This is a genomic window from Rhodococcus sp. AC861 (genome assembly GCF_979256035.1).
Window position 1 is genome coordinate 709,785 of sequence record NZ_CEEDMW010000003.1, and the last position, 23,505, is coordinate 733,289.

Consider the following 23,505-nt stretch of genomic DNA (forward strand, 5'->3'; position numbering starts at 1 on the left):
ATCTGACATGAGTGCGACCACGGTCGGGGACACCGGAAGTCACACATACACGCTACGAGCGGCAGATGCGTCTGCCTCGTCGTCGGCTAGTTCATGCTTTTGTTCGGTGGTAGGTGTGCGTCGTCTCGGTACGGGACCGACGAGCTAACGGGAGCTACCATGACGTCCGCGGACAACGCCCAGCGCACCGACGACCATCGCAACATCTCGACCGCATCGGAGCCTTTTCCGCTGTCGCCGGCCCAGGCGAGCCTGTGGTTCGCGCAGAAGCTTGCGCCCGAAGTTCCTCTGACCGTAGCGCAGTACGTCGATGTGCAGGGCGATTTCGACATCGACCTGCTCGAGAGGGTCGGCGCGATCGCCGCCGCCGAGCTGCAGTCCGGTCAGATCAGGCTCGTCGAGATCGACGGCCAGCCCTATCAGGTGATCGATCCCGCGGCGACCGTCAGGACCACCCGCCTCGACTTCCGCGCCGAGGCCGACCCCGTCGCGTCCGCCCTGCAGTGGATGCAGGACGAGATGAAGAACCCCGTCGACCTGGACCGCGATCCTCTGACCGTCAACGTGGTGTTCCGCGTCGAGGATCACCGTTACTTCTGGTACACCCGCATGCACCACATCGCCGGCGACGGTTACGGCGCCGTGACCGCCATGAAGCGCGTGGCCGAGCTCTACACCAACGAATCGGCCGGCGTCGACACCCCCGACAGCAAGGCGGGCGACCTGTCGGCGCTGTACGCAGCCGAGCGCACGTACCGATCGTCGACGCGCTTCGAGACGGACCGGGAGTTCTGGAAGGACAAGCTCGCCGGTCTGCCCGACTCCTTCGGCCTCGCTGATCGGACGTCGTCAGCCATGCCTTCTCGCCGCCGCATCAACGGATTCCTCGGCGACGAGGTCGGTGAGATGCTGACCGCTGCGGAGGCGCGGTTCGAAGCCAGCGCCGCCGCGGTGGTCGCAGCGTCGTTCGCGGCATACCTGCATCGCATCACCGGCCGCCGGGACGTGGTCCTGAGCCTCCCGGTCTCGGTGCGCACCACCGCAGCGCTGCGCCGCTCGGGCGGCATGGTCTCCAACGTCGTCCCGATCCGCATCCACATCACACCGGAGACGAACCTGGGCGACCTGGTGTCGTCGGTGACGCTCGAGATCACCGGCGCACTGCGCCACCAGAAGTACCGCCACGAGGACATCCGACGCGATCACGGCAGCTCGACGATGCACCGTGGATTCTTCGGGCCGATGGTCAACATCATGCTGTTCGACTGGACCGTGGGTCTGGGAGACCTGGTGGGCCGGTTGCACCTGCTCTCGAGCGGGCCGATCGAAGACCTCACCTTCAACGTCTACAACAGCGGTGGCGGCAACAGCCTGAACATCGACTTCGAGGCCAACCCGGCGCTGTACGACGAGGCGACGCTCGTAGCGCACCATCGCCGCTACATGGCGTTCTTCGAGAACTTCATCGGCCGTGGCGCGCGTACCCGCGTCTCCGGACTCGACGTCATCCTGCCCGACGAATACGAGCAGGTGGTCACGGAGTTCAACGCGACGGACGTCGACGTTCCGCACACCACTCTCACGGATCTGTTCGACGCACAGGTGCGCCGCACTCCGGACGCCGCGGCACTCGAGTTCCGCGGCGAGAGCATCGACTACGCGGAGCTGAAGCGACGTTCGTCGCGCCTGGCACGGGCTCTCATCGCTCGTGGAGTGGGTCCAGACTCGCTGGTCGGCGTCGCGATGCACCGGTCGATCGACCTGGTCGTCGCCCTGTACGCGATCACCGAAGCCGGGGGAGCGTACGTACCTCTCGACCCCGATCATCCTGTCGAGCGGCTCGAGCACGTCCTCGACACCGCTCGCCCGACAGCCGTGCTCACAGTGTCCACGCAGGGCGTCGACCTGCCGGAAACGGCTGTCCGAGTCGACGTCGACACTCTCGACCTGGCCGGCGTCGACAGTTCGCCCGTCACGGACGACGAGCGCACGGGGTCGCTGCTTCCCGAGTCACTGGCCTACGTCATCTTCACCTCGGGGTCCACCGGTCGTCCCAAGGGTGTGGGCGTGTCCCACCAGGCGATCGTCAACCGGCTGCTGTGGATGCAGGACGAGTACGGACTGCACTCCGGGGACGCGGTCCTGCAGAAGACACCCGCGACGTTCGATGTCTCCGTGTGGGAGTTCTTCTGGCCGTTGCAGGTGGGAGCACGACTCGTCGTCGCCGAACCCGACGGTCACCGTGATCCGCGCTACCTCGCCCGGGTCATCGCCGACGCGGGCATCACCACCGCCCACTTCGTGCCCTCGATGCTCGGCGCCTTCACCGCCGAACTGAAGGCCGCCGGTGCCGGCTCCGTCGAGACGCTGCGGCTGGTGTTCTGCAGCGGCGAGGCCCTCCCGGCGGAAACCGCCTCGGCGTTCCGGGCCCTGACATCGGCTGCGCTGCACAACCTGTACGGGCCGACCGAAGCCGCGGTCGACGTCACCTACCAGCAGGTCACCGACGCCGATCGCGTCACCGTGCCGATCGGTCGCCCGGTCTGGAACACCGCACTCCACATCCTCGACGCCCGCCTCGAACCCGTGCCCGTCGGCACCGCGGGTGAGCTGTACCTCGCGGGTGAGCAACTCGCCCGCGGCTACGTCGGCCGACCCGACCTGACGGCCGACCGCTTCGTCGCATCGCCCCTGGCCGGCGAGGGCAGCCGGATGTACCGCACCGGCGACCTTGCGCGCTGGCGCGCGGACGGAGCCGTGGAATACCTCGGGCGCACCGACTTCCAGGTCAAGATCCGCGGTCTCCGCATCGAACTCGGCGATGTCGAAGCCGCCCTGGTGGCGCATCCGTCCGTGCATCACGCTGTCGCGGTCGCGCACGTCGACGAGCGCGGGGAAACCGCACTCGTCGCCTACGTGGCATCCGAGCCGGGTGCCCCGACCGGGTCCGTCGATGTCTCCGACGTCACGTCGACTGTGGGACAACGACTTCCGTCGTACATGGTGCCGTCTCTGCTGATCGTTCTTCCGGAACTTCCCCTCAGCGCCAACGGCAAGGTCGATCGCAAGGCGCTGCCGGAGCCGGTCCGTCGCCAGTCCGACGTGCCGTCGGTGGCCCCGCGTACCGCGGTCGAGCGCCGCATCGCCGACACCATCGCCGAGGTCCTGGACGTGCCCGTGCCGGGAGTCCACGACAGCTTCTTCGACATCGGCGGCAACTCGCTGCTGGCAACGCGCGTCGTCTCCCGGTTGAGCGCCGAACTGGGTGCGGACATCGGCATCAAGGATCTCTTCGAAGCGCCGACCGTCGCACGCCTCGCCGACCGCGTCGCGCACGCACCCGTGTCCACGACTCGTGCGCCCCTGGTGCCGCTTCCGCGTCCCGATCACATCCCCCTGTCGCTGGCTCAGCAGCGCCTGTGGTTCCTCAACCGTTTCGACGCGGCGTCGCCGGCCTACAACATGCCGTTCGCGATCACCCTCGACGGCGACCTCGACACCGCAGCCCTCGAGAGCGCGCTGCGCGACGTCCTGGGTCGCCACGAGACCCTCCGGACGATCTTCCCCGATTCGGCCGACGGACCTCGTCAGCTGGTGCAGGAACCGGCGGACCACGACCTGACGTCCGTGGCAGTCGATCCTGCGGCACTCGGGGATGCGCTGCGCGCGTTCGCATCACGCGGTTTCGACGTCACGCGCGAGCATCCGGTCCGTGTCCGACTGTTCCGCACCTCGGATACCGGCCACACCCTCGCCGTCGTGCTGCATCACATCGCGTCCGACGGCTTCTCCTTCGGCCCTCTGGCCACCGACGTCATGACTGCCTACGCCGCACGCCGCGCCGGGGGCGAGCCGCAGTGGGCCCACCTCGACGTCCAGTACGCCGACTTCAGCATGTGGCAGCACCAGGTCCTGGGGTCCGAGGACGACCCGACGAGCATCCTGAGCACACAGATCGACTACTGGACGACGCGTCTCGCCGGCCTGCCCGACGTCCTGGATCTGCCCACGGATCGCCCGCGACCCGCGACACCGTCGTACCTGGGCGGAACCCACGACTTCACCATCGACGCCGACGTGCACACACAGCTCGTCGGACTCGCCACCGACGCCTCGGCCAGCCTGTTCATGGTCGTGCACGCTGCACTCTCGGTACTGCTCGGGCGACTCGCCGACGTCGACGACGTCGCCGTCGGATCGCCCATTGCCGGCCGAGGCGACCGCGCACTGGACCCCCTCGTGGGCATGTTCGTCAACACCCTCGTCCTGCGGTCGACGCCGGCCCCGCACGTGCCGTTCGCCGATCTGCTCCGCGAGGTCCGCGACAACGACCTCGAGGCGTTCGCCCGCGCCGACGTCCCGTTCGAGCGGATCGTCGACGCTGTCGCACCCGAGCGTTCCACGTCGCGCCACCCGTTGTTCCAGGTCGTCCTGTCCTTCGAGAACCTCGAGCCCGTGCGAGTGGAGATGGCCGGACTGGTCGTCGAGGTGGGCGAGATCGCCTCGGACACGGCCAAGTTCGACCTCACCCTGCAACTGTCCGAGCGCACGACGCCGGACGGTCGGCCGGGCGGACTCGACGCGAGGTTCGGGTTCGCCCGCGATCTGTTCGACGCGCGCACGATCGAGTCGATGTCCGATCGGCTGCTCTCCGTGCTACACGCCGTCGCCGCCGAACCTGCCACCGCGGTCGGAGACATCGACATCGCCGCATCGACCGACGTGACGACGATCGTGCCCGGCGCCGCACCGGGACCGACGGCGTCGCTCGCCGACATCCTGGTCTCGGCCGCTCGTCGCGATCCGGCGGCGACCGCCGTCGTGACCGCCGACGCGACCTACACGTACGGCGACATCGACGCCGCGTCCGATCGACTGGCCCACACGCTCGTCGCTCACGGCGCCGGCCCGGAGTCGATCGTGCCGATCTGCATCGAACGTTCCGTCGAGTCGATCGTCGCGACCTGGGCAGTGGCCAAGTCCGGAGCAGCGTTCCTCCCCGTCGATCCTCGCTACCCGTCCGACCGCATCAGGGCGATGCTCGACGACGCCGGTTCGACTCTGGGCATCGCGTCGGCCGACGTGGATCTGCCGGGCACGGTGCGGTGGATCGGCGTCGACGGTCATGACGACGCTCCTGTCGTCACACTGCCCGTGCCCGTCCGGCCCGAGAACCCCGCATACCTGATCTTCACCTCCGGCTCGACGGGCCGACCGAAAGCCGTCGTGGTGCCGCATCGCGGCCTCGCCGACTTCGCCCGTGAACAGGTGTCCAGCTACGACCTCGATTCCTCATCGCGCACTTTGCATTTCGCGTCACCCAGCTTCGACGCGTCGGTGCTCGAACTGCTCATGGGGTTCGCCGCCGGGGCGACGGTCGTCGTGGCGGGAACCGACGTCTTCGGTGGCGACGCGCTCACCCGTCTGCTCCGCGATCAGCGGGTGACACACGCGTTCGTCACACCGGCTGCCCTCGAGACCGTCGACTCGTCGGACCTCGTCGATCTCCGTTTCGTCGGTGTCGGCGGCGACGTGTGCCCGCCGGCCCTGGTCGACCGGTGGGCTCCGAATCGTCGGATGCTCAACCTGTACGGCCCGTCGGAGGCCACGGTCGTCGCGACACTCACACCGCCGATGCGTCCCGGTGAGCCGGTCACCATCGGCGCACCGCGCCGCGGCGTGAACGTCCGAGTTCTGGACCGTCGTCTGCGCCCCGTGGTTGCCGGAGCCAGGGGAGAGCTCTATCTCAGCGGCCCGGCGCTGGCCCGCGGCTACCTGGGTCAGCTCGCCCTGACTTCCTCACGCTTCGTCGCCGACCCCTTCGGATCCGACGGCGACCGCATGTACCGCACGGGCGACGTCGTCGTCGCGTCGGCGACCGCGCACGGCACCCATCTGGCGTTCCGCGGGCGCGCCGACGACCAGGTCAAGATTCGTGGTCACCGTATCGAGCTCGCCGAGATCGACGCCACGTTGCAGCGCCATCAGGACGTGGACTTCTCCGTGACCGTGGTGGCCGGGGATTCCGCCGACGCGCACCTCGTCTCCTACGTGACGGTGCAGGGCGCTCCGTCCGTCGCGACGCTGACCGAGCACGTCCGTGCCTCGCTGCCCGCCTACATGGTTCCCTCCGCCGTCGTCGTTCTCGACGACGTTCCGCTCACACGTTCCGGCAAGGTGGATCGCACCGCGCTCCCCACGCCGGCCCTCGATGTGTCGTCGACGTATCGGGAGCCGCGGACGGCAACGGAATTCGCTGTCGCACGCGCGTTCGTCGACGTTCTGGGGGCAGCCCGGATCGGTCTCGACGACAACTTCTTCGAATCGGGCGGCAACTCGCTCATGGCCACCCGCGTCGCGTCCGCACTCGCCGCGTCGCTCGAGCGCGATGTCGAGGTCCGCACCGTCTTCGAGGCTCCGACCGTCGGCGAACTCGCCGCGCGTCTCGATGCCGAGACCGGCACCGCTCGTCGGGTGCCCCTGGTCGCGGTCGCGCCGATCGACCGTCCGGCCCTGATTCCCTTGTCATTGCCCCAACAGCGCCTGTGGTTCCTGAACCGGTTCGACCCGACCTCGGACGCCTACAACATCTCGTTCTCCGTGACCCTCGACGGGCCGTTGGACATCGGCGCGATGCAGGCCGCGCTGACGGACGTCGTGGCCCGCCACGAGACACTGCGCACGGTGTTCCCCGAGAGCCACGACGGCCCGCACCAGGTCGTCCGGTCCTCGGAACCGTTCGATCTGGATCCTGCGCCCACCTCGGCCGGTGCCGTGCAGGACGCCCTGATGTCGTTCGCCCGACGCGGCTTCGACCTCACCGTCGAGACACCGCTGCGCGTCATCCTGCTGTCGGTGTCCGAGACCGAACACGTCCTCGGCTTCGTGCTGCACCACATCGCCGCCGACGGATGGTCGCTCGGACCTCTGACACGCGACGTGATGGGTGCGTACTCGGCCCGCACCCGCGGACACGCTCCCGAGTGGACTCCACTTCCGGTGCAGTACACCGACTTCACCCTGTGGCAGCGCGCGATGCTGGGTGACGAGACCGACGAGTCCAGCCGCGCCGCAACGGAACTGGCGTTCTGGGCCTCGACGCTCGACGACCTGCCCGACGAGTGCACGCTGCCCGGTGACCATGTGCGTCCCGCGATTCCGACGCACACGGCGGGCACCCACGAGTTCGCCGTGGAGCCTGCCGTCGTCTCTCGCCTGGCCGAGGTGGCCGACCGGAACGGCAGCACGGTGTTCATGGCGATGCACGCCGTGCTCGCCGTCGTGCTCGCGCGTCTCGCGGACACCCGCGACGTCGTCATCGGAACCCCGATCGCCGGCCGTCGTGACTCGGCTCTCGACGAGCTGGTCGGCATGTTCGTCGGCACGCTCGTTCTCCGGTCGGACGTGTCTCCCGCGGACACCTTCGCCGAGGTACTGCGTCGCGTCCGCGGCGTGGACCTGGACGCGTTCGCGCATGCCGATCTGCCGTTCGAGCGCATCGTCGACGCCGTCTCACCGTCCCGCGCGGGTGGTCGACATCCGCTCGTGCAGGTCGTTCTGGCATTCCAGAGCGACGGCGCCACGTCGGGTTCACTCGACGATCTCACCGTCACCGCCTCCGAGATCGATCTGCAGCGCAGCAAGTTCGACGTCGAGCTCGCCGTCGTCGAGAGCGTGTCCGACGCCGGGGAGCGGTCCTGGCGCTTCCGCGTCACCTACACGCGAGACCTGTACGAGCACAGCACGATCGAGGCCTTCTCCCGTCGGTTCTCGGCGGTGCTGGGTCGCGTGTCGGAGCACCCGGAGTCGGCAGTCGGCGACATCGCCATGCTCTCGCACGACGAGACGGTCGACCTGACGCACCGTGTCGGCGACGCTCCCGCCGCGGCCGTGTCGCTTCCGGACCTGTGGACCACGGCGGTCCGCGAACATCCCGACACCGTGGCCGTGGTGCACGACCGTTCGCACGGAACCGATCCGTCGGCACGACGCGCCCTGACGTACGCGGGACTGGACACGTCCACCTCCCGCCTCGCACGGTTGCTGATCGACCGCGGCGCCGGCCCCGAGTCCGTCGTGGCCATCGCACTCGGCCGCTCGCTCGAGTCCGTCGCAGCGATGATCGCAGTGGCGAAGACCGGTGCGGCGTGGGTCCCCGTGGATCCTCGCTACCCGGCGGATCGAGTTGCGCACATGCTGGCCGACAGCGGCGCCGCCCTCGGCATCACCGTCTCCTCCGATCGTCCGGACGACACGGCGACGCCGGTGGACTGGGTTCTGCTCGACGACGCGGACAGCGTCGCCGACATCGAGAGCCGATCAGCCGACCCCGTCACCGACGACGACAGGATCAGCCCGGTGCGGCTCGATCACCCGGCGTACGTGATCTTCACCTCGGGTTCGACCGGTCGCCCGAAGGGTGTGGCGGTCACTCATCGCGGCCTGTCCAATTTCGCCGACGTCCAGCGTCGACGATTCGGCATCACCGAGTCCTCTCGGACGTTGCACTTCGCGTCGCCGAGCTTCGACGCATCGGTGCTGGAACTGCTGATGGCCCTCGGCGCCGGGTCGACGATGGTCGTCGCTCCCACCGACGTCTACGGCGGTGAGGAGTTCGCCGAGCTGGTCGACCGCGAGCAGGTGACCCACGCCTTCGTGACACCCGCTGCACTGGCGACGGTCGACGTCGCCCCCGGATCGCTGCCCACCCTCGCAACGGTCGTGGTCGGCGGCGATGCCTGCTCGGCCGATCTGGTGCGACGCTGGTCGGTCGGACGGTCCATGTTCAACGGCTACGGGCCCACCGAGGCGACGATCGTCGCCGCGGTCGCCTCGCTGCGTGCCGACGCTCCCGTCACGATCGGCTCACCCATCGACGGTGTGCGGGCGATCGTCCTCGACGCCCGCATGCATCCGGTCCCCGTCGGGGTCACCGGAGAGCTGTACCTCTCCGGTGTCGGGGTGGCGCGCGGCTACCTCGCACGCACCTCGCTCACCTCGAGCCGCTTCGTCGCCGATCCGTTCGGGGCGCCGGGGGAGCGGATGTATCGCACCGGCGACGTGGTCCGCTGGACCGCCGACGGAACTCTCGACTTCGTCGGGCGCAGCGACACCCAGGTCAAGATCCGTGGGTTCCGCATCGAACTCGGCGAGATCGACGCTGCCCTGACCAGCGTCGAGAGCGTCGGGTTCGCCCACACGATCGTCCACACCGACGAGGCCGGTCAGCGCTCCCTGGCCTCCTACGTCGTTGCGTCGGCCGGCTCCGACATCGACACGGACGCAACGCTGGACACGGTCCGAGCTGTCCTACCGGCCCACATGGTCCCCGCGTCGCTCACCACACTGGAGAGAATCCCTCTGACCCCGGTCGGCAAGCTCGACGTGCGCGCCCTGCCGGTTCCGTCCGTTACCGCGTCCACCACGGTGCACGAGGCGCCCGCAACGGACCTCGAGCGCACCGTCGCCGATGTCGTGTCCGACGTACTCGGTACCGGTGAGCCGGTCGGCCGCGGCGACAGCTTCTTCGAGCTCGGCGGCAATTCGCTGCTCGCCACCCGAGTGGCATCGCGGCTCGGATCCGAGCTGGGAGTTCGTGTCCCGGTCCGCGCTCTCTTCGAGCACACGACGGTGGCCGCGCTCGCTGCGCACATCGGCACGCTGGCCGCATCGGTCGGCCCGGTCCTGCAGGCCGGTCCCCGTCCGGATGTCGTGCCGCTCTCCTCGGCGCAGCAGCGTCTGTGGTTCCTCAACCGCTTCGACGCGACATCGGGTGCCTACAACGTTCCGTTCGCCGTCCGACTGACAGGACCGCTGGACGTCGGTGCGCTGGAGATGTCCCTGAACGACCTCGTGGAGCGCCACGAGATCCTGCGCACGGTTTACCCGGATTCGGCTGCCGGTCCGCACCAGGTCGTGCTGTCACCGGACGAGGTGTCGGTACGACTGGACCCGGTCACGATCACCGAGAACGACGTCACCGCCTCGGTCGTCGCGTCCGCTTCGGGTGGATTCGACGTCACGACCGAGGCCCCGCTGCGGGTGCGACTGTTCGAGATCGACGAGGTGACTCACGTACTCGTCGTCACGCTGCACCACATCGCCGCCGACGGATGGTCGTTGGCCCCCCTCGCCGCCGACATGATGACGGCCTACTCCGCACGGACGCATGGGCACCCGCCGACGGCGGACGCTCTTCCGGTCCAGTACGCCGATTACGCTCTGTGGCAACGTGATCGACTCGGATCCGACTCCGATCCGACCAGCCTGCTGTCCTCCCAACTGGCCTACTGGACGTCCGCGCTGTCCGGCGCGCCGGACCGCATCGACATCCCGACGGATCGTCCACGACCGGGTACACCGTCCTATCGCGGTGCGACGGCATCCGCTGCCGTCGGCGCGGACACCCATCGCCGTCTGCTCGACCTCGCACGGGGCGAGAACTCGACGCTGTTCATCGCCGTGCACACCGCACTCGCGATCGTCCTCGGACGCCTTGCCGGTCGATTCGACACCACCGTCGGCACAGCCGTGGCCGGCCGCGGCGAGGAAGCGCTCGATCGACTCGTCGGCATGTTCGTCAACACCCTCGTTCTCCGGACGACAGTGTCGCCCGCGTCCACGCTCGTCGACGCGATGCGTCATGTCCGACGTGTCGACCTCGACGCCTTCGCACACCCGGACGTGCCGTTCGAGCGACTGGTGGACGTCCTGCACCCGCAGCGGACAGCGAGCCACCATCCGCTGTTCCAGGTCATGCTCTCCCTGCGTGACGACATGCCCACGTCCGCCCACATGGGCGACGTGCAGGTCGACGCCGCCGAGGTGGACGTCGCGATCGCCAAGTTCGACATCCAGTTCACGATCACCGATCACCGGACGGACGACCGCGCACCTGCCGGTCTGACCGTCACGGCCGACTACGCGACGGACCTGTTCGACGCATCGACGGTCGAGGCGATGCTCGAACGTCTCGTCAACGTGCTCGCGGTGCTCGCCACCGAACCGGACCGCACCGTCGGGCGGGTCGAGATGCTGACCACCGCGGAGCGCGCTCGCCTGGTGCCCGTCCACGGCACGGAGACGGACCCCGACCCGAGGTTGTCGCTCGCCGAGATCTTCGAGCGCTCCGCGCACCGGTTCCCGGACCGCGTCGCGGTGGAGTTCGCCGGGTCGTCGATGACCTACGAGGACCTCGACCGCCGGTCCAATGCTCTCGCCCGCGCGCTGATCACTCGAGGCGTCGGGCCGGAGACGCTCGTCGCTCTGGGGACGACGCGGTCGTTCGCGTCCCTGATCGGCGTTCTCGCGGTGGCGAAGGCCGGCGCCGCGTTCCTGCCCGTCGACCCCACGTACCCGGTCGACCGTGTGCAGCACATGCTCACCGACTCGCACGCGGCTCGTGGTCTCACCACACTCGAGCACCGGTCGACGTTCGACGGTGTGGCATCGACACAGTGGATCGTCGTCGACGACGACGAGATCACCACCGAGTTGGCAGGCACGTCGTCGGAACCCCTGGTCCCGGCGGAACTGCTCGGCACCGCGTCCCTGGCGAATCCCGCCTACGTCATCTACACCTCGGGATCGACGGGAGTTCCCAAGGGCGTCGTCGTCACGCACGGCGGCATCTCCAACTTCGCCGGCGAACTGCAGGATCGTTTCGATGTCGATGCCACCTCACGGGTATTGCACTTCGCCACACCGAGTTTCGACGCCGCGGTCATGGACCAGCTCTTCGCCTACGGTTCCGGCGCGACACTGGTCGTGTCCCCGCCCGAGGTGTACGGGGGCCGCGAACTGTCCGAGCTGCTGGGCTCCGAACGGATCACCCACGCATTCGTCACCACCGCGGCGCTGTCCACCGCGGACCCGGCGCGGGCGACGTCGTTGCGCCACATCCTCGTCGGAGGTGAGGCGTGCCCGCCCGAGCTCGTGGAACGGTGGGCACCCGGACGTCGTCTCTACAACGTCTACGGTCCTACCGAGACGACGATCGTCACGACGATCAGTGCACCGATGCAACCGAAGGCACCCGTCACCATCGGCGGACCGATCCGCGGCGTCGCCGCCCAGGTCCTGGACCGTCAGCTCGAACCCGTGCCCTTCGGTGTCGTCGGCGAGCTGTACCTCGCCGGGCCCGAGCTCGCTCGGGGCTATCTCGGCCGCGCCGCTTTGACGTCCGACCGGTTCGTGGCCGATCCGCACGGCAAGCCGGGTGAGCGGATGTACCGCACCGGCGACTTGGTGCGCTGGCGGTTCTCACCGGACGCCGACCCGAGCCTCGTCTACGTGGGCCGCTCCGATCACCAGGTCAAGGTCCGAGGCTTCCGCATCGAACTGGGCGAGATCGACGCCGCGTTCGACGCCCACGACGGCGTCGACTTCTCGACCACGATGGGCCACGTTCTCCCGTCGGGGGACACCGCCCTGGTGTCCTACGTTCTGCGACACAGCCATTCGGCTGTCGATGCCGCGTCGCTGCGTCGACACCTGCAGGAACGACTTCCCGCCTACATGGTTCCGCAGTCGATCACGCTGCTCGACGAGCTGCCGTTGACGGCCGTCGGGAAGCTCGATCGTCGTGCGCTGCCGGCCCCGGTCTTCGCCGTGACCGGTGAGCATCGCGAGCCCGTGACGGAGACGGAGCGAGCTGTCTGCGCGATCTACCAGGACGTGTTGGGAGCTCACGGAGTCGGACTGGACGACAACTTCTTCGAACTCGGCGGCACCTCGCTGGTGGGCACGCGCGTCGTCGCGCGGCTCGAGGAGGCACTCGGGGCGACGGTGCCCATGCAGTGGTTGTTCACCGATTCGACACCGGCCGCGCTCGCACAGCGGATCGACGAGAATGCACACCTGTCCGCCGACGAAGTGACCGCGACGGCGACAGGATCACTGGAGATGGTGTTGCCGTTGCGCCCGCAGGGCACCGCGTCACCCGTGTTCTGCATCCACCCCGCATTCGGGCTCTCGTGGAGTTACAGCGGACTCTTGGCGCACGTCGACGCCGATCAACCGGTCTACGGGCTGCAGTCGCCGGTCATCTCGGGTCGCACCGAGGAGTTCGGGACGATGGAGGAGCTGGCTCGGTACTACGTCCGCGAGATCCGGTCGATCCAGCCGCACGGACCGTACAACCTGCTCGGGTGGTCCCTGGGCGGTCTGATCGCGCACGCGATGACCGTCGAACTGCAGAGAGTGGGGGAGAAGGTCGGGACCCTGACGATGCTCGACAGCTACGTGCTGGCCGACGAGTACCTGGAATCGACACCGTCGGTGCGGGACCTCGTCCACGAGTTCACCGGTCACGAGCTTCCCGACGGTGTCGAACTCACGGTGGCCGACGCGGCGGCAGCGCTGGGTGACGAGCGGAGCGGCGCGGCCGCGGCACTGACTGTCGACACCCTCGAGCGCCTGTACGCCGGTTACGTGAACGGGACGACGCTGGCGCACGGGTACGAACCCGGTGTCGCCGAGTGCGATGTCCTCTTCTTCAGTGCCGTCGACGACGAGGTGAACAAGAAGGACCTGCGGCGAACGGCCTCCGCGTGGCGTCGCCACGTGACGGGCGGAATCTTCGACTACGCCGTCCCGTGCTCCCACACGGCGATGACGGACCCCGAAGCCCTCGCCGTCATCGGGCCGGTCGTCGCCCGCCATCTCGGCGGTCGCTGACCGACGCACACGAAAGGGCCCCGGAGCATGGATGCTCCGGGGCCCTTGTCGGCGTAGCGGGTCTGTCAGACGCCGGCGCCGCGGCGCTTCGCCTTGAGCAGATCCATCCGCTCCTTGAGCAGCTCTTCGAGCTCCTCGACCGAACGACGCTCGAGCAGCATGTCCCAGTGGGTACGCGGAGGCTTGACCTTCTTGGCCTCGGGTGCGGTGCCCTCGAGCAGAGCACCCTCCATGCCGTTGCGGCACAACCAGGTTCCGGGCAGTTCCGCATCGTCGGCGAAGGGAACCTCGAACACCTCGCCGTTGTCGGTGCGGTACTTGGCCATCCGACGGGGTGCGAGATCGTGGTCGCGATCGGTCTCGTAGCTCACCGCTCCGAGTCGACTACCTCGTAATACGCGATCTGCCATGGTGGAGTCCTCTCTCGATCGTGGAACGTATGCGTGTCAGCGTGCACCGAGCTCGACGAACAACACGCTACGAAGAGCATCAACGCACGACGCGGGTGAAACGTTCCCGCACACGAACGGCCTATTCTACCCCGTCCGGCGCTGTCGGTATCGTCACCACCGTGGCGGTCACCGACAGTGCGATACGAGACGGATCTGCACGCTCGCGCCGACCCGGGACCTGCGTCTGGTGTGGCCGCCCCGTCGCCGAGGTCGCCCTCGGTCGGCGACGTCGCTACTGCCGACGGTCCTGCCGACAGCGAGCCTACGAACAGCGCGAATCCGTCAAGGACACGACGATCCCGGCGGACGCGATGGTCCTCAGCAACGACGAGGTCGTCGCCGCCGCGGACCGGGCGTTCGGGGTCCGCTGCGCCGCCGAGGACGTGGCTACCGCCGTGGCCGAAGGCGCGAACGCCGAGGAGCTGGCGGAACTGTGCGAACAGCTCGTGACCTTGGCCAAGGACGCCGAGCGACTGCGATGACCCTCCAGGCCGACTAGGCCTGTACCCCCAGTTCGGTGGGGTGGTACCCGTCCGGATACCCGGGATAGGTGCGATTACGAGGATCTCGCCCGGACCGCGAGACGGTCCGCTTCGGTAGTACCCGCACCAGTCCGGAGCGCATCTGCAATGCCGCGCGGAGTGTCGACGTGACGGCGGGTCGTGCCGGCGGGAATCCGAACGCTGCCGTCATGTCGGCGTCGATCATCGAATGGACGGCGGTGCGGACCACCGGCCCCAGCGGCCTCGGGTACCACGATGCGAGAAGGTCACGGGTGTACTCGCCGACCGCACGGTTGTCGTCTGAGAAGAGGAACTGCTCCCGTTCGTACCGGAGCTTGAACGCGTGGAACTCCTCGTCGGATGTCGGGATGTCCCGGATACCCATACGGATGCCCACCTGGCGGTAGAACTCGACTCCGGCGCGGCGCTCGTTCGGACGCAGTCGGCGCCAGCCGTACCGGTCGATCCAGTCGAGGGGATCGAACGCGAACGTCGACAGCACGTACAGCATGTCGTCGTTCGAGATGTCGTAGCGCGCGTGCATGCGGTTGACCGTGCGGAGCGACGCACGTCCGCGTTCCGAGTCGTACCCGTGCTCCACGAGTTCGCCCATCAGGAGCGCCGTGTCGTCGTACCGTTTCTGCGGGCGCTTCTCGAACTCGCCGGTCCGCCGGAGCAGGTTCGAGATCGTGGGAACGCAGTACGTGCGGAACAGGGCGAACTCGAGCGATCGCTGGTAGTCCCACGGGAATTCACACCCGGCGGTGATCTTCACGATGGTGGGGGCATCGCGCACCGGATCCAGCTCGTCGATCACCTGCGCCCACCCGCCGCGCCCCCGCCGGGGCCGCGGGAGGACCGTGGTCATCGGCCGTAGACCTTCGTCAGCAGCAATCGAGCGACTGTGACATCGCGCTTCTTGCGCGTCATGGTCACCAGGCCGAGCGGGGCTGCGAAACGTTGCTTCGTGACCGACTTGACCCGTGAGAATTCGCGGAGTCCGTCGGCGCCGTGGATGCGACCGAACCCGGAGTCGCCGACACCGCCGAACGGAAGTGCTCCCACGGCGGCGAAGCCCAGGACGGAGTTGACGGTGACGACACCGACCCGCAATCGGTCCGCCGCGCGCTCTGCCGCTGCTGCCGACGCCGTGAACACGGAGGCGCCGAGGCCGTACTTCGAGGCGTTGGCCTTCTCGATTCCTTCGTCCAGGTCGCGGATCCGGTTCACCACCACGGTCGGGCCGAACGTTTCCTCGGCGACGGCCGAACTGTCCTCGGGAACGTCGACCAGCACGATCGGGTCGACGAACGGTGCCCTGATCGAGTCGATTCCGCCCACCACCGCGCGGCCGCCGCGTGCGAGAGCGTCCTCGACCTGATCGCGCACGATGTCCACCTGCTTCGGCAACGTCATGCGGCCGTACTGCGAGTCGTCCGCGTCGCCGACCCGTAGTCCGCGGACACGGGAGGTGAGGGCCGCCATGAACTTGTCGGCCACCTCGTCGACGACGTAGATGCGCTCGACACCCGCGCAGGTCTGCCCCGCATTGCCCATGGCGCCGAACGCCGCGAAGGTGGCCGCCGCCTCGATGTCGGCGGTCGCGTCGACGATGAGCGCGTCCTTGCCGCCACCTTCGACGACGATCGGTGTCAACGTCTCCGCGCACACCGCCATCACCTTCTTGGCCGTCGCCGTCGACCCGGTGAACGCGAGCTTGTCCACGCCGGATCGACACAGCGCCTCGCCGACTCGGCCGTCACCGGTCACCGTCTGCAGCACCTGGTGCGGTGCCGCGAGCGACGCCCACGCGTCGGCAAGCCAGAGTCCGGTGCGGGGAGTCAGCTCGCTGGGCTTGAACACCACCGTGTTGCCGGCGGCCATGGAGTACGCGATCGAGCCCATCGGCGTGTAGACCGGGTAGTTCCACGGGCCGATGACACCGACGACACCCATCGGCTGATAGCGCACGGACGCAGCATGATTGATGCTGACGACACCCGGATACACCGATCGCTCCCGCAGCACACGGCGCGCGTTCTTGGCCGCCCATGTCAGGTGTTCGACCGCGAGCATCACCTCGAGGAGGGCGTCGTCCTTCGGTTTGCCCGTCTCCTCCCGCATCGTGTCGATGAGAGAAGCGGAGGTCCGCGCGATCGTCGATCGGAACTCGAGCAACCAGCCCTTGCGGTCCGCGTAGTCCAACCGACCCCACCACTGGAACGCATCGCGGGCACGGGCGACGGCGGCTGTCACCTCCCCGTCGGGCGATGTCTCGGTCGTGCGGTCCGGAGAGTGCTGGATGGTCATCTATATCCCTCGATCGCGTGGGTGTACCACTGTGATCGGTGACACTATGACTCTTCGGCGTCCGTAACAATGACCGAGCCGACCGTGGTCGGTGACTCCGTCGCGCCGACCGGACCGATCAGTCGATGCTGCACCCGGCGGTGGGGACGTCGGCGAACCTGTCCATCAGGTACGCCGCAGCCTCGCCGCCGTAGCCGTCGATGATCTGAGGCCCGAAGTGGTTGGGCAACACCGCCCCCGGAAGAATCGGCGGCAACGGATTCGATCGGAACGTCACCGACGCACCCTGCCCGCACCACTCGTTCGCCAGGTCCCGAGCCTGTCCGTACGGCACCGTGTCGTCGTTGACGCCGCTGGTGATCAAGACCGGGGCCGACGGTGTCAGTGCGCCGGTGCGCAGCTTGTCGAAGATGGGCCCTGCCTCGGGAATGGACCGCAGGTTCTCGGACATCGACAGCCCGTCCTTCGTCAGCGTCTCGGTGCGCAGGAACGGGTACTTCAGGATCGTGTCGGCGATGCACTCGGTGGAGAGGTCGCTCAGAACCGCCTTGCCGTAGTCGGACACACGCTCCTCGACCCGTGAGCGCAGCGACGGGTTGCGTTCGAGAACTCCGTTGAGGGCGTACCCGATGACCCCGCCGATCAACGTGCCGTCCACCCGGTTCAACACGTCGAGGAGATCGGCGGTGGGTGCGCCCGCCCAGGTTCCCTTGATGTTCAGGTCCGGTGCGTAGGACGCAGCGGACTCGGCCGCGGCTGCCGTGGCACCGCCGCCTTGCGAGTATCCCCAGAGCCCGATGGGGGAGTCCGGGTCACCGGCCAGCGCAGTGGCCGCGCGGGCACCGTCCAACACCGCGTGCGCCTGCTCAGGACGGTTGACGTAGGTGTGCACGCCGGGAGTTCCGAGTCCGATGTAATCGGTGACGAACACCCGCGCGCCCATCGACCCCCACAGGGTCGAGGACACGAGCTCCTGGTTCGCGGACAGCGACAGCGGATCCGTCGTGAGGTTCAGTGCGAGAGGGAACGCTCGCGAGGGCGCGCACTGATCGCCTTGCCCGACGGTGCCCGGTGCCACCACGACGGTGGGCCGCGGACCGGAGCCGCGCCACGGCACGGCGGTGTCGATGTACGTCCCGGTGACGGCGACGGGCTCGTCGTTCTCGGTTCGCGAGGTGTACATGACGCGTTGTGCCACAGCCGGATACGACCCACCGGCGCCGGGCGCCGCGAGATAGAGCGGCATCGGCTCCGTCTTGATCACGGTGCCGGGAGCGCTCGTGAGCGTGGTCGGTGGGGTGTAGAAATCGTCCGCGGGAGAGGCATACGCGGGTGCCGCGCCGACTCCGACCAGCGCGGCGGCGACGGTCAGCACCACGAACCGACGGGACAACTTCATGAAGGACCCTCTCCACCGCACGGACCCCCCGGCAGGCGTCCTGAAACTAGACAGTTCCGGCCCGATGTGTCAAGAACAGCTCGAAGCCCTTCGGCATGAGGGTCAGTCGCTCCTCGATGACGAGCTCGTAGTCCGGATCGGGCGCCACGTCGAACGTCTGCAGGATCGTGCCGAGGACGATCAACGACTCGTGGATCGCGAACTGCCGGCCGATGCAGGCGCGCTCGCCCGTTCCGAACGGCTTGTAGGCGTGCGGGGGGCGCGCCCTGACGTTGGCCGACAGGAAACGGTCGGGATCGAACTTCTCCGGATCGGCGCCCCACACCGGGTCGCGATGCAACCCGGGGATCAGCACCAGCGCCCAGTCGCCGGCGGCCATTCGGCGACCTCCCACCGTCGTGTCGGTCCTGGCTTCGCGGGCGTACCCGGGCGCGGTCGGCCACAGACGCAACCCCTCGTCGAGCACCCGACGCACGAAACGGAGCTTGCCGACCTGCTCGAACGACGGGGCGCTCGATCCCCAGACCTCGTCGACCTCCGCGCGGGCCTGCGCCCACAGCTCGGGGTTCCGTGAGAGGTAGTACAGCGCGAAGGACAACGAGCCCGACGTCGTCTCGTGGCCGGCGATGAGGAAGGTGATTATCTGGTGCCGGATGTTGACCTCGTCCAGAGCGTTCGGATCACCGTCCCGCGCCGCCTGCAACATGATGTCGAGCAGATCGCCGTCCCCGTGAGTCTCACCGTCACGGCGTGCCCGCACGATGTCGTCGAGAAGGTCGGCCATGAAGGCTTTGTCCTCGTCGTTGCGACGATTCCTCCTCCGGAACAACAGATCACTGCCGGGAACAGGGAGGAGTGCGCGCCGCTGGTTGTGCTGGAGAGTACGGACCATCGCACGCACGAACGGGTGCGTCTCGGCGCGCGTGAAGGAGTCGAAGCTGTAACTGAAACCGGTGCGTCCGATGGTCTCGAGTGTCAGTTTCGTCATGTCCGACGAGACGTCGACTCGGTCACGAGAAGACCAGTGCGACACCAGTTGTCCTGCCACGTCGAGCATGATGTCGTGATAGCTGCGCATGGCCGACTGCGTGAACGCCGGTCGGAGCAGATCGTGGGCCTTACGCCAGTTCGGCTCGTGCGAATACGCCGTGAACAGCCCGTCCCCGCCGATCGACCGCAGACCCGCCACCGCGGGCGCCACGTGTTTGACGAAGCGCGTCTCGTCGCTCATCTCCTCCACGAGGTCAGCGCCGGACACGATCACGAAGCGACGTCCGAGCACGACGCGTTCGAAGATGGGACCGAGTTCTCGTGCGAGTGCCACGGAATCCTGCACCGGTGTCGTCGCGTGCACTCCGAGCACATCGCCGAGCAGGGGAAGGCGTCGACGAGGGTGGGGGAGCGCGGGGGTTACGGACGGGATCGTGGTGGCCACGGTCGGACCTTTCGGCAGAGGACCCGGCTTACTGAACCGGCATGCAACAAGGCACGCTACGCGCTACTGAACGCGTGTCAAGTATCACCCTCACTCCCGTAGGATGAACCACGTCATGACCACCCCTCGTAAGCGCCTCTCGCCCGATCAGCGCCGCCACCAGCTGCTCGAGATCGGGTCACGTCTGTTTGCCGAACGGCCGTACGACGAGGTGTGGATCGAGGAAGTCGCGGACCTCGCCGGCGTCTCGCGCGGTCTGATGTACCACTACTTCGACTCCAAGCGTGACTTCTTCGCCGACATCATCCGGCTCGAATCTGCGCGCATGGTCGAGTTGACCGCGCCGGACACCACACTTCCCGTCGACGAGCAGGTCGCGGCGGGCCTCACCGCTTACATCCGCTACTCCGCCGACCATGCGCACGGGCTGCGAGCCCTCAACCGCGGAACCATGTCCGGTGACGTCGAGATACAAGCCACCCTGACAGCGGAGCTCGAGATCCAGCAGGAGCGCATCCTCGCTGCACTCGGTCCCGAAGGCGGTGCGGACGAGGTGACCAGGGCGGCCGTGCGGGGATGGGTAGCGTTCGTCCGCGCAGTGTGCGTCGACTGGGTGGACCGTCGTTCGATCTCGGCGGAGGATGTGCACGCGCTCTGCATGCGCGCGCTCCACGGTCTCCTCCACGCTCCCGAGTGATCGAGATTTCATGACCACGTCCGATGCGCAGCGGCTCGAGGACCTCCGACGACTACGCCGCGTGCGCGATCGTATGGACCGCGACTACGCACAGCCATTGAACGTGGAGGCGCTCGCGGAGGGCGCACACATGTCCGCCGGCCACCTCAGCAGACAGTTCCGCGCCGCCTACGGCGAATCGCCGTACTCCTACCTGATGACGAGACGCATCGAGCGTGCGATGGCGCTCCTGCGCGGGAGCGATCTGTCGGTGACCGACATCTGCTTCGCCGTCGGATGCTCGTCGCTGGGTACCTTCAGCACTCGTTTCACCGAGCTGGTCGGATCACCACCGAGTGCGTACCGGCAGCAGAACCGCGCCACCGAAGCCGGGGCGCCCTCCTGCATCGAGAAGGTGGTCACCCGACCGATCAGGAATCGAGAAGCGAGCGGCCACAAGGCTCTCTAGGGTCGTCGCCATGACACTCTCCATTGCATCCAGCTTCCTTCCCCAGGACGACCCGGAAGCGGCGCTGACCTTCTACCGGGACCTGCTCGGCTTCGAGGTGCGACTCGACGTCGGCTACGAAAATCTGCGCTGGCTCACCGTCGGCCCTCCCGGACAACCGGACACCGCCATCGTCCTCACCCCGCCCGCCGTCGATCCGGCGATCACGGAGGACGAGCGCCGCGTCATCACCGAGATGATGGCCAAGGGCACGTACGGCGGAATCCTGCTGGCCAGCGACGACCTCGAGAAGACCTTCGACGCGCTGCAGGCCGCCGACGCGGACATCGTGCAGGAGCCCATCGATCAGCCGTACGGCATCCGGGACTGCGCAGTGCGTGACCCCGCCGGCAACCTGATCCGCATCCAGCAACGGCAGCAGTAGTCGCTCTCCGGTTTCACCGCGCGACCCTCGGGTACCTGTGCGACATGGTGATGAGTACCCCGTCCGACAAGCAGGCCGACGATTACGACCCGGACGCAGATCCCGACATGCTCGAATCCACGACCCACCAGCCCGACCAGGCCGAGGGTGACGACGACAGCGGTATCGGCGACCCGGCTCGTTAGGCGCGCGGTCACGCATCAGTCGAACCGGTAGACAACGTCCTCGAAGTGCGGCACGGCGAAGGTGTAGAACACGCGGAGCACACGATCGACCCACGTCCTCCGGTTTCTGCAACCTGCTCCGGTTGTAAACGGAGAGCATTGCTGGAAGCGGAGCAGTTTCGACGTTCCCGCAACGGTTCCGGCAACCTGCAACGGTTGCAGCCGATGCACGTTGCCGGGACCGTTGCAGGTAGCGGGTTGTGCGGACTGTAACGGGGACGATGCGCTCGCTCATTCCAGCTTTCCGGAGTTCTCCTCGCCCCAGAGTCCGAGTGCGACGATCGCGTCGCGCAAGGCAAGTCCACGATCGGTCAGCGCGTACGCCCGAGTGTTGTGGCGCAGGGGGAGTCGAGTCAGAACGCCGGCTTCCTGCAGCTCACGGAGTCGGGTCGCCAGCATGTTGGTCGGCACTCCGAGATCGCGCTGGAGATCGCCGTAACGCTGCGGCCCGTCGAGTAGACGCTCCACGATCAGCAACGCCCATCGCGCTCCGACGACGTCGAGGGCCCGAGCGAGATCGCTCATCCCGCCGAATCGGCGTCCGGCTTCATCCAGAACGGTGAGTAGTGGTAACCGTCGAGGTCGTCGAACTGCCGCTGATACATGAAGGGGTAATCGTCGGTATCGCCGATCCTCCCACCGGCGGCACGGGCACGCTCGACGAGCTCGTCGACCGCTTCGTGGCTGCCGAGATCGAACGACACCGTGATCTTCGACGGGGTACGAGAATCCCCGACAAGGTCCTCGGCGCCGCCGACGCTCGCGTACATCTCGCGGCTGCCGAGCATGACGTACTGCTCCGGGGCGATCGAGAAGCACGACACGTTGTCATCCGACATCTGCTCGTTCAGAGTCCAACCGAGGGATCGGTAGAAGGTAGTCGCGCGCTCGACGCTCTCGACCGGACAGGTGATGAAAAGGCTCATGAGGGATACACTTGCAAAATGCAAGTGCGCCGTCAAGGCCTGGTGTTGCGGACGGTGCCGTACGGCATAGGACCCGGATCGACGACAGAAGCGCGCCAGACGTTGCCGACGTCCCGTTGCGCTCGAAAAGCGGACGGGAGACCGTTGTGCGAACTGTCGACGCCTTTGACTGCCGTCGCCGGCCCCCGGACGTCCCAGTCGAGAGTTCCATCGGCCAGAACCGGATGCCAGTCGCCGATCGGCTCGCCCGAGACGACAGCACTTCGAATGTCGTGAAGCATCGACGCCAAGGACGACCACTGCGGGATGCCCAGGTGACCTCCGTCAGAGCTTCGGAACGATATGCAGCCTCGACGTTCTCCGGGGCGGGTGTCACGGAACAAGTGGTTCGAATCCCAGCGCGCCCGGCGCTATCGGCACAATCGCTGTGGGCGACAATTGGTTCCATGGCTGATACGACGTCGTTTCGACTACACCGCTCCGACCATGTCGGATTCTCCGTCGGTGTGCTCGATGACGCCCTTCGGTTCTGGATCGACGGTCTCGGAGCGACCCTCGAACGCATCGGTGAGATGGGTGGAGATTTTCTCGGAGAGGTCACCGGAGCGCACGGGGCCGCAGTCCGGATGGCGGTGGTTTCCGCTGCGGGTCAGACGATCGAGCTGCTGGAATATCGCAACGTGCAGGGACAGCGGGGGTCGTCTCGACCCTACGATCCGGGTTTCGCACATCTGGCTTTCGAGGTCGACAACATCGATGCGGTCCTGACGCGTATCGCGGAGTTCGGATGGAGGGCGCAGGGAACTCCACAACCGATCGCCGGCGGCACCAAGGTGGGCACCCGAGTCGTGTACGCAGTGGGCCCGGATGGCGAGACCATCGAATTCATGGAGCCGCCGCAGTGACGACGAGGCCGGGTTGCGCAGGAAGGGCGACGTCCGATGGAGCTGATCGGCATCGTCAATAACTGCCGATAATCGACATTATGTCAGGTTATGGCAATTCGGTCG

15 protein-coding genes are annotated in these 23,505 nt (G+C 67.5%); 7 read left to right on the top strand and 8 right to left on the bottom strand.

Annotation, left to right across the window (positions count from 1 at the left end; all coding sequences use genetic code 11):
* Positions 1-159: 159 nt before the first annotated feature.
* Positions 160-13,677, top strand: coding sequence for a non-ribosomal peptide synthetase (locus tag AC0IX4_RS12865; RefSeq protein ID WP_471829201.1), 13,518 nt, complete (start codon positions 160-162; stop codon positions 13,675-13,677).
* 65 nt (positions 13,678-13,742) lie between these two features.
* Here AC0IX4_RS12865 and AC0IX4_RS12870 read toward each other — a convergent pair whose 3' ends face one another.
* On the bottom strand, positions 13,743-14,087 hold the full coding sequence (locus AC0IX4_RS12870) for an RNA polymerase-binding protein RbpA (RefSeq protein WP_042575694.1): 345 nt from the start codon (positions 14,085-14,087) through the stop codon (positions 13,743-13,745).
* A gap of 161 nt (positions 14,088-14,248) precedes the next feature.
* On the opposite strand from AC0IX4_RS12870, the gene AC0IX4_RS12875 reads away from it, so the two are divergent.
* On the top strand, positions 14,249-14,611 hold the full coding sequence (locus AC0IX4_RS12875) for a hypothetical protein (RefSeq protein ID WP_471829202.1): 363 nt from the start codon (positions 14,249-14,251) through the stop codon (positions 14,609-14,611).
* A 13-nt stretch (positions 14,612-14,624) separates the two neighbouring features.
* On the opposite strand, the gene AC0IX4_RS12880 is transcribed toward AC0IX4_RS12875, so the two are convergent.
* The 4 genes from AC0IX4_RS12880 to AC0IX4_RS12895 form a co-directional block, all read right to left on the bottom strand.
* On the bottom strand, positions 14,625-15,500 hold the full coding sequence (locus tag AC0IX4_RS12880; RefSeq protein WP_471829203.1) for an oxygenase MpaB family protein: 876 nt from the start codon (positions 15,498-15,500) through the stop codon (positions 14,625-14,627).
* The gene (locus tag AC0IX4_RS12885) at positions 15,497-16,942 is read right to left on the bottom strand and encodes an aldehyde dehydrogenase family protein (protein ID WP_042575692.1); all 1,446 of its coding nucleotides are present in this window, start codon (positions 16,940-16,942) and stop codon (positions 15,497-15,499) included. Before AC0IX4_RS12885 ends, AC0IX4_RS12880 begins: the two co-directional genes overlap by 4 nt.
* A 118-nt stretch (positions 16,943-17,060) precedes the next feature.
* A complete protein-coding gene (locus AC0IX4_RS12890) occupies positions 17,061-18,341 on the bottom strand; it encodes a lipase family protein (protein WP_471829204.1) in 1,281 nt (426 codons plus the stop codon).
* Positions 18,342-18,387: 46 nt separating this feature from the next.
* Positions 18,388-19,776, bottom strand: coding sequence for a cytochrome P450 (locus tag AC0IX4_RS12895; RefSeq protein ID WP_471829206.1), 1,389 nt, complete (start codon positions 19,774-19,776; stop codon positions 18,388-18,390).
* Between the two features lie 115 nt (positions 19,777-19,891).
* Between AC0IX4_RS12895 and AC0IX4_RS12900 the strand changes: the two genes are divergently transcribed.
* From AC0IX4_RS12900 to AC0IX4_RS12915, 4 genes are read left to right on the top strand one after another with little or no spacing between them, the layout of a single operon-like run.
* Positions 19,892-20,473, top strand: coding sequence for a TetR/AcrR family transcriptional regulator (locus tag AC0IX4_RS12900; protein WP_471829207.1), 582 nt, complete (start codon positions 19,892-19,894; stop codon positions 20,471-20,473).
* 10 nt (positions 20,474-20,483) lie between these two features.
* Complete coding sequence (locus tag AC0IX4_RS12905; RefSeq protein WP_056074889.1) at positions 20,484-20,921, top strand: helix-turn-helix transcriptional regulator; 438 nt, start codon at positions 20,484-20,486, stop codon at positions 20,919-20,921.
* Positions 20,922-20,931: 10 nt separating this feature from the next.
* Complete coding sequence (locus AC0IX4_RS12910; protein ID WP_056074891.1) at positions 20,932-21,345, top strand: VOC family protein; 414 nt, start codon at positions 20,932-20,934, stop codon at positions 21,343-21,345.
* 50 nt (positions 21,346-21,395) lie between these two features.
* Complete coding sequence (locus tag AC0IX4_RS12915) at positions 21,396-21,530, top strand: hypothetical protein (protein WP_471829210.1); 135 nt, start codon at positions 21,396-21,398, stop codon at positions 21,528-21,530.
* A 270-nt stretch (positions 21,531-21,800) separates the two neighbouring features.
* Here AC0IX4_RS12915 and AC0IX4_RS12920 read toward each other — a convergent pair whose 3' ends face one another.
* The 3 genes from AC0IX4_RS12920 to AC0IX4_RS12930 are packed head-to-tail and all read right to left on the bottom strand — an operon-like array spanning position 21,801 to position 22,776.
* A complete protein-coding gene (locus tag AC0IX4_RS12920) occupies positions 21,801-22,094 on the bottom strand; it encodes a winged helix-turn-helix transcriptional regulator (protein WP_471829212.1) in 294 nt (97 codons plus the stop codon).
* Positions 22,091-22,495 carry a VOC family protein gene (locus AC0IX4_RS12925; protein WP_471829213.1) on the bottom strand — a complete coding sequence of 135 codons (405 nt, stop codon included), beginning with the start codon at positions 22,493-22,495 and terminating at the stop codon, positions 22,091-22,093. The genes AC0IX4_RS12920 and AC0IX4_RS12925 overlap by 4 nt, the downstream gene beginning before the upstream one ends.
* Positions 22,496-22,527: 32 nt before the next feature.
* A complete protein-coding gene (locus AC0IX4_RS12930) occupies positions 22,528-22,776 on the bottom strand; it encodes a hypothetical protein (protein WP_471829214.1) in 249 nt (82 codons plus the stop codon).
* A 165-nt stretch (positions 22,777-22,941) separates the two neighbouring features.
* Between AC0IX4_RS12930 and AC0IX4_RS12935 the strand changes: the two genes are divergently transcribed.
* Complete coding sequence (locus AC0IX4_RS12935) at positions 22,942-23,400, top strand: VOC family protein (protein ID WP_056074897.1); 459 nt, start codon at positions 22,942-22,944, stop codon at positions 23,398-23,400.
* Positions 23,401-23,505 lie beyond the last annotated feature (105 nt).

Bases quoted from the DNA above. Each gene is read 5' to 3' on its own strand.
- AC0IX4_RS12865 (WP_471829201.1), top strand. From the start codon at position 160: ATGACGTCCGCGGACAACGCCCAGCGCACCGACGACCATCGCAACATC.
- AC0IX4_RS12870 (WP_042575694.1), bottom strand. From the start codon at position 14,087: ATGGCAGATCGCGTATTACGAGGTAGTCGACTCGGAGCGGTGAGCTAC.
- AC0IX4_RS12880 (WP_471829203.1), bottom strand. From the start codon at position 15,500: ATGACCACGGTCCTCCCGCGGCCCCGGCGGGGGCGCGGCGGGTGGGCG.
- AC0IX4_RS12885 (WP_042575692.1), bottom strand. From the start codon at position 16,942: ATGACCATCCAGCACTCTCCGGACCGCACGACCGAGACATCGCCCGAC.
- AC0IX4_RS12890 (WP_471829204.1), bottom strand. From the start codon at position 18,341: ATGAAGTTGTCCCGTCGGTTCGTGGTGCTGACCGTCGCCGCCGCGCTG.
- AC0IX4_RS12900 (WP_471829207.1), top strand. From the start codon at position 19,892: ATGACCACCCCTCGTAAGCGCCTCTCGCCCGATCAGCGCCGCCACCAG.
- AC0IX4_RS12905 (WP_056074889.1), top strand. From the start codon at position 20,484: ATGACCACGTCCGATGCGCAGCGGCTCGAGGACCTCCGACGACTACGC.
- AC0IX4_RS12910 (WP_056074891.1), top strand. From the start codon at position 20,932: ATGACACTCTCCATTGCATCCAGCTTCCTTCCCCAGGACGACCCGGAA.
- AC0IX4_RS12915 (WP_471829210.1), top strand. From the start codon at position 21,396: ATGAGTACCCCGTCCGACAAGCAGGCCGACGATTACGACCCGGACGCA.
- AC0IX4_RS12920 (WP_471829212.1), bottom strand. From the start codon at position 22,094: ATGAGCGATCTCGCTCGGGCCCTCGACGTCGTCGGAGCGCGATGGGCG.
- AC0IX4_RS12925 (WP_471829213.1), bottom strand. From the start codon at position 22,495: ATGAGCCTTTTCATCACCTGTCCGGTCGAGAGCGTCGAGCGCGCGACT.
- AC0IX4_RS12930 (WP_471829214.1), bottom strand. From the start codon at position 22,776: ATGCTTCACGACATTCGAAGTGCTGTCGTCTCGGGCGAGCCGATCGGC.
- AC0IX4_RS12935 (WP_056074897.1), top strand. From the start codon at position 22,942: ATGGCTGATACGACGTCGTTTCGACTACACCGCTCCGACCATGTCGGA.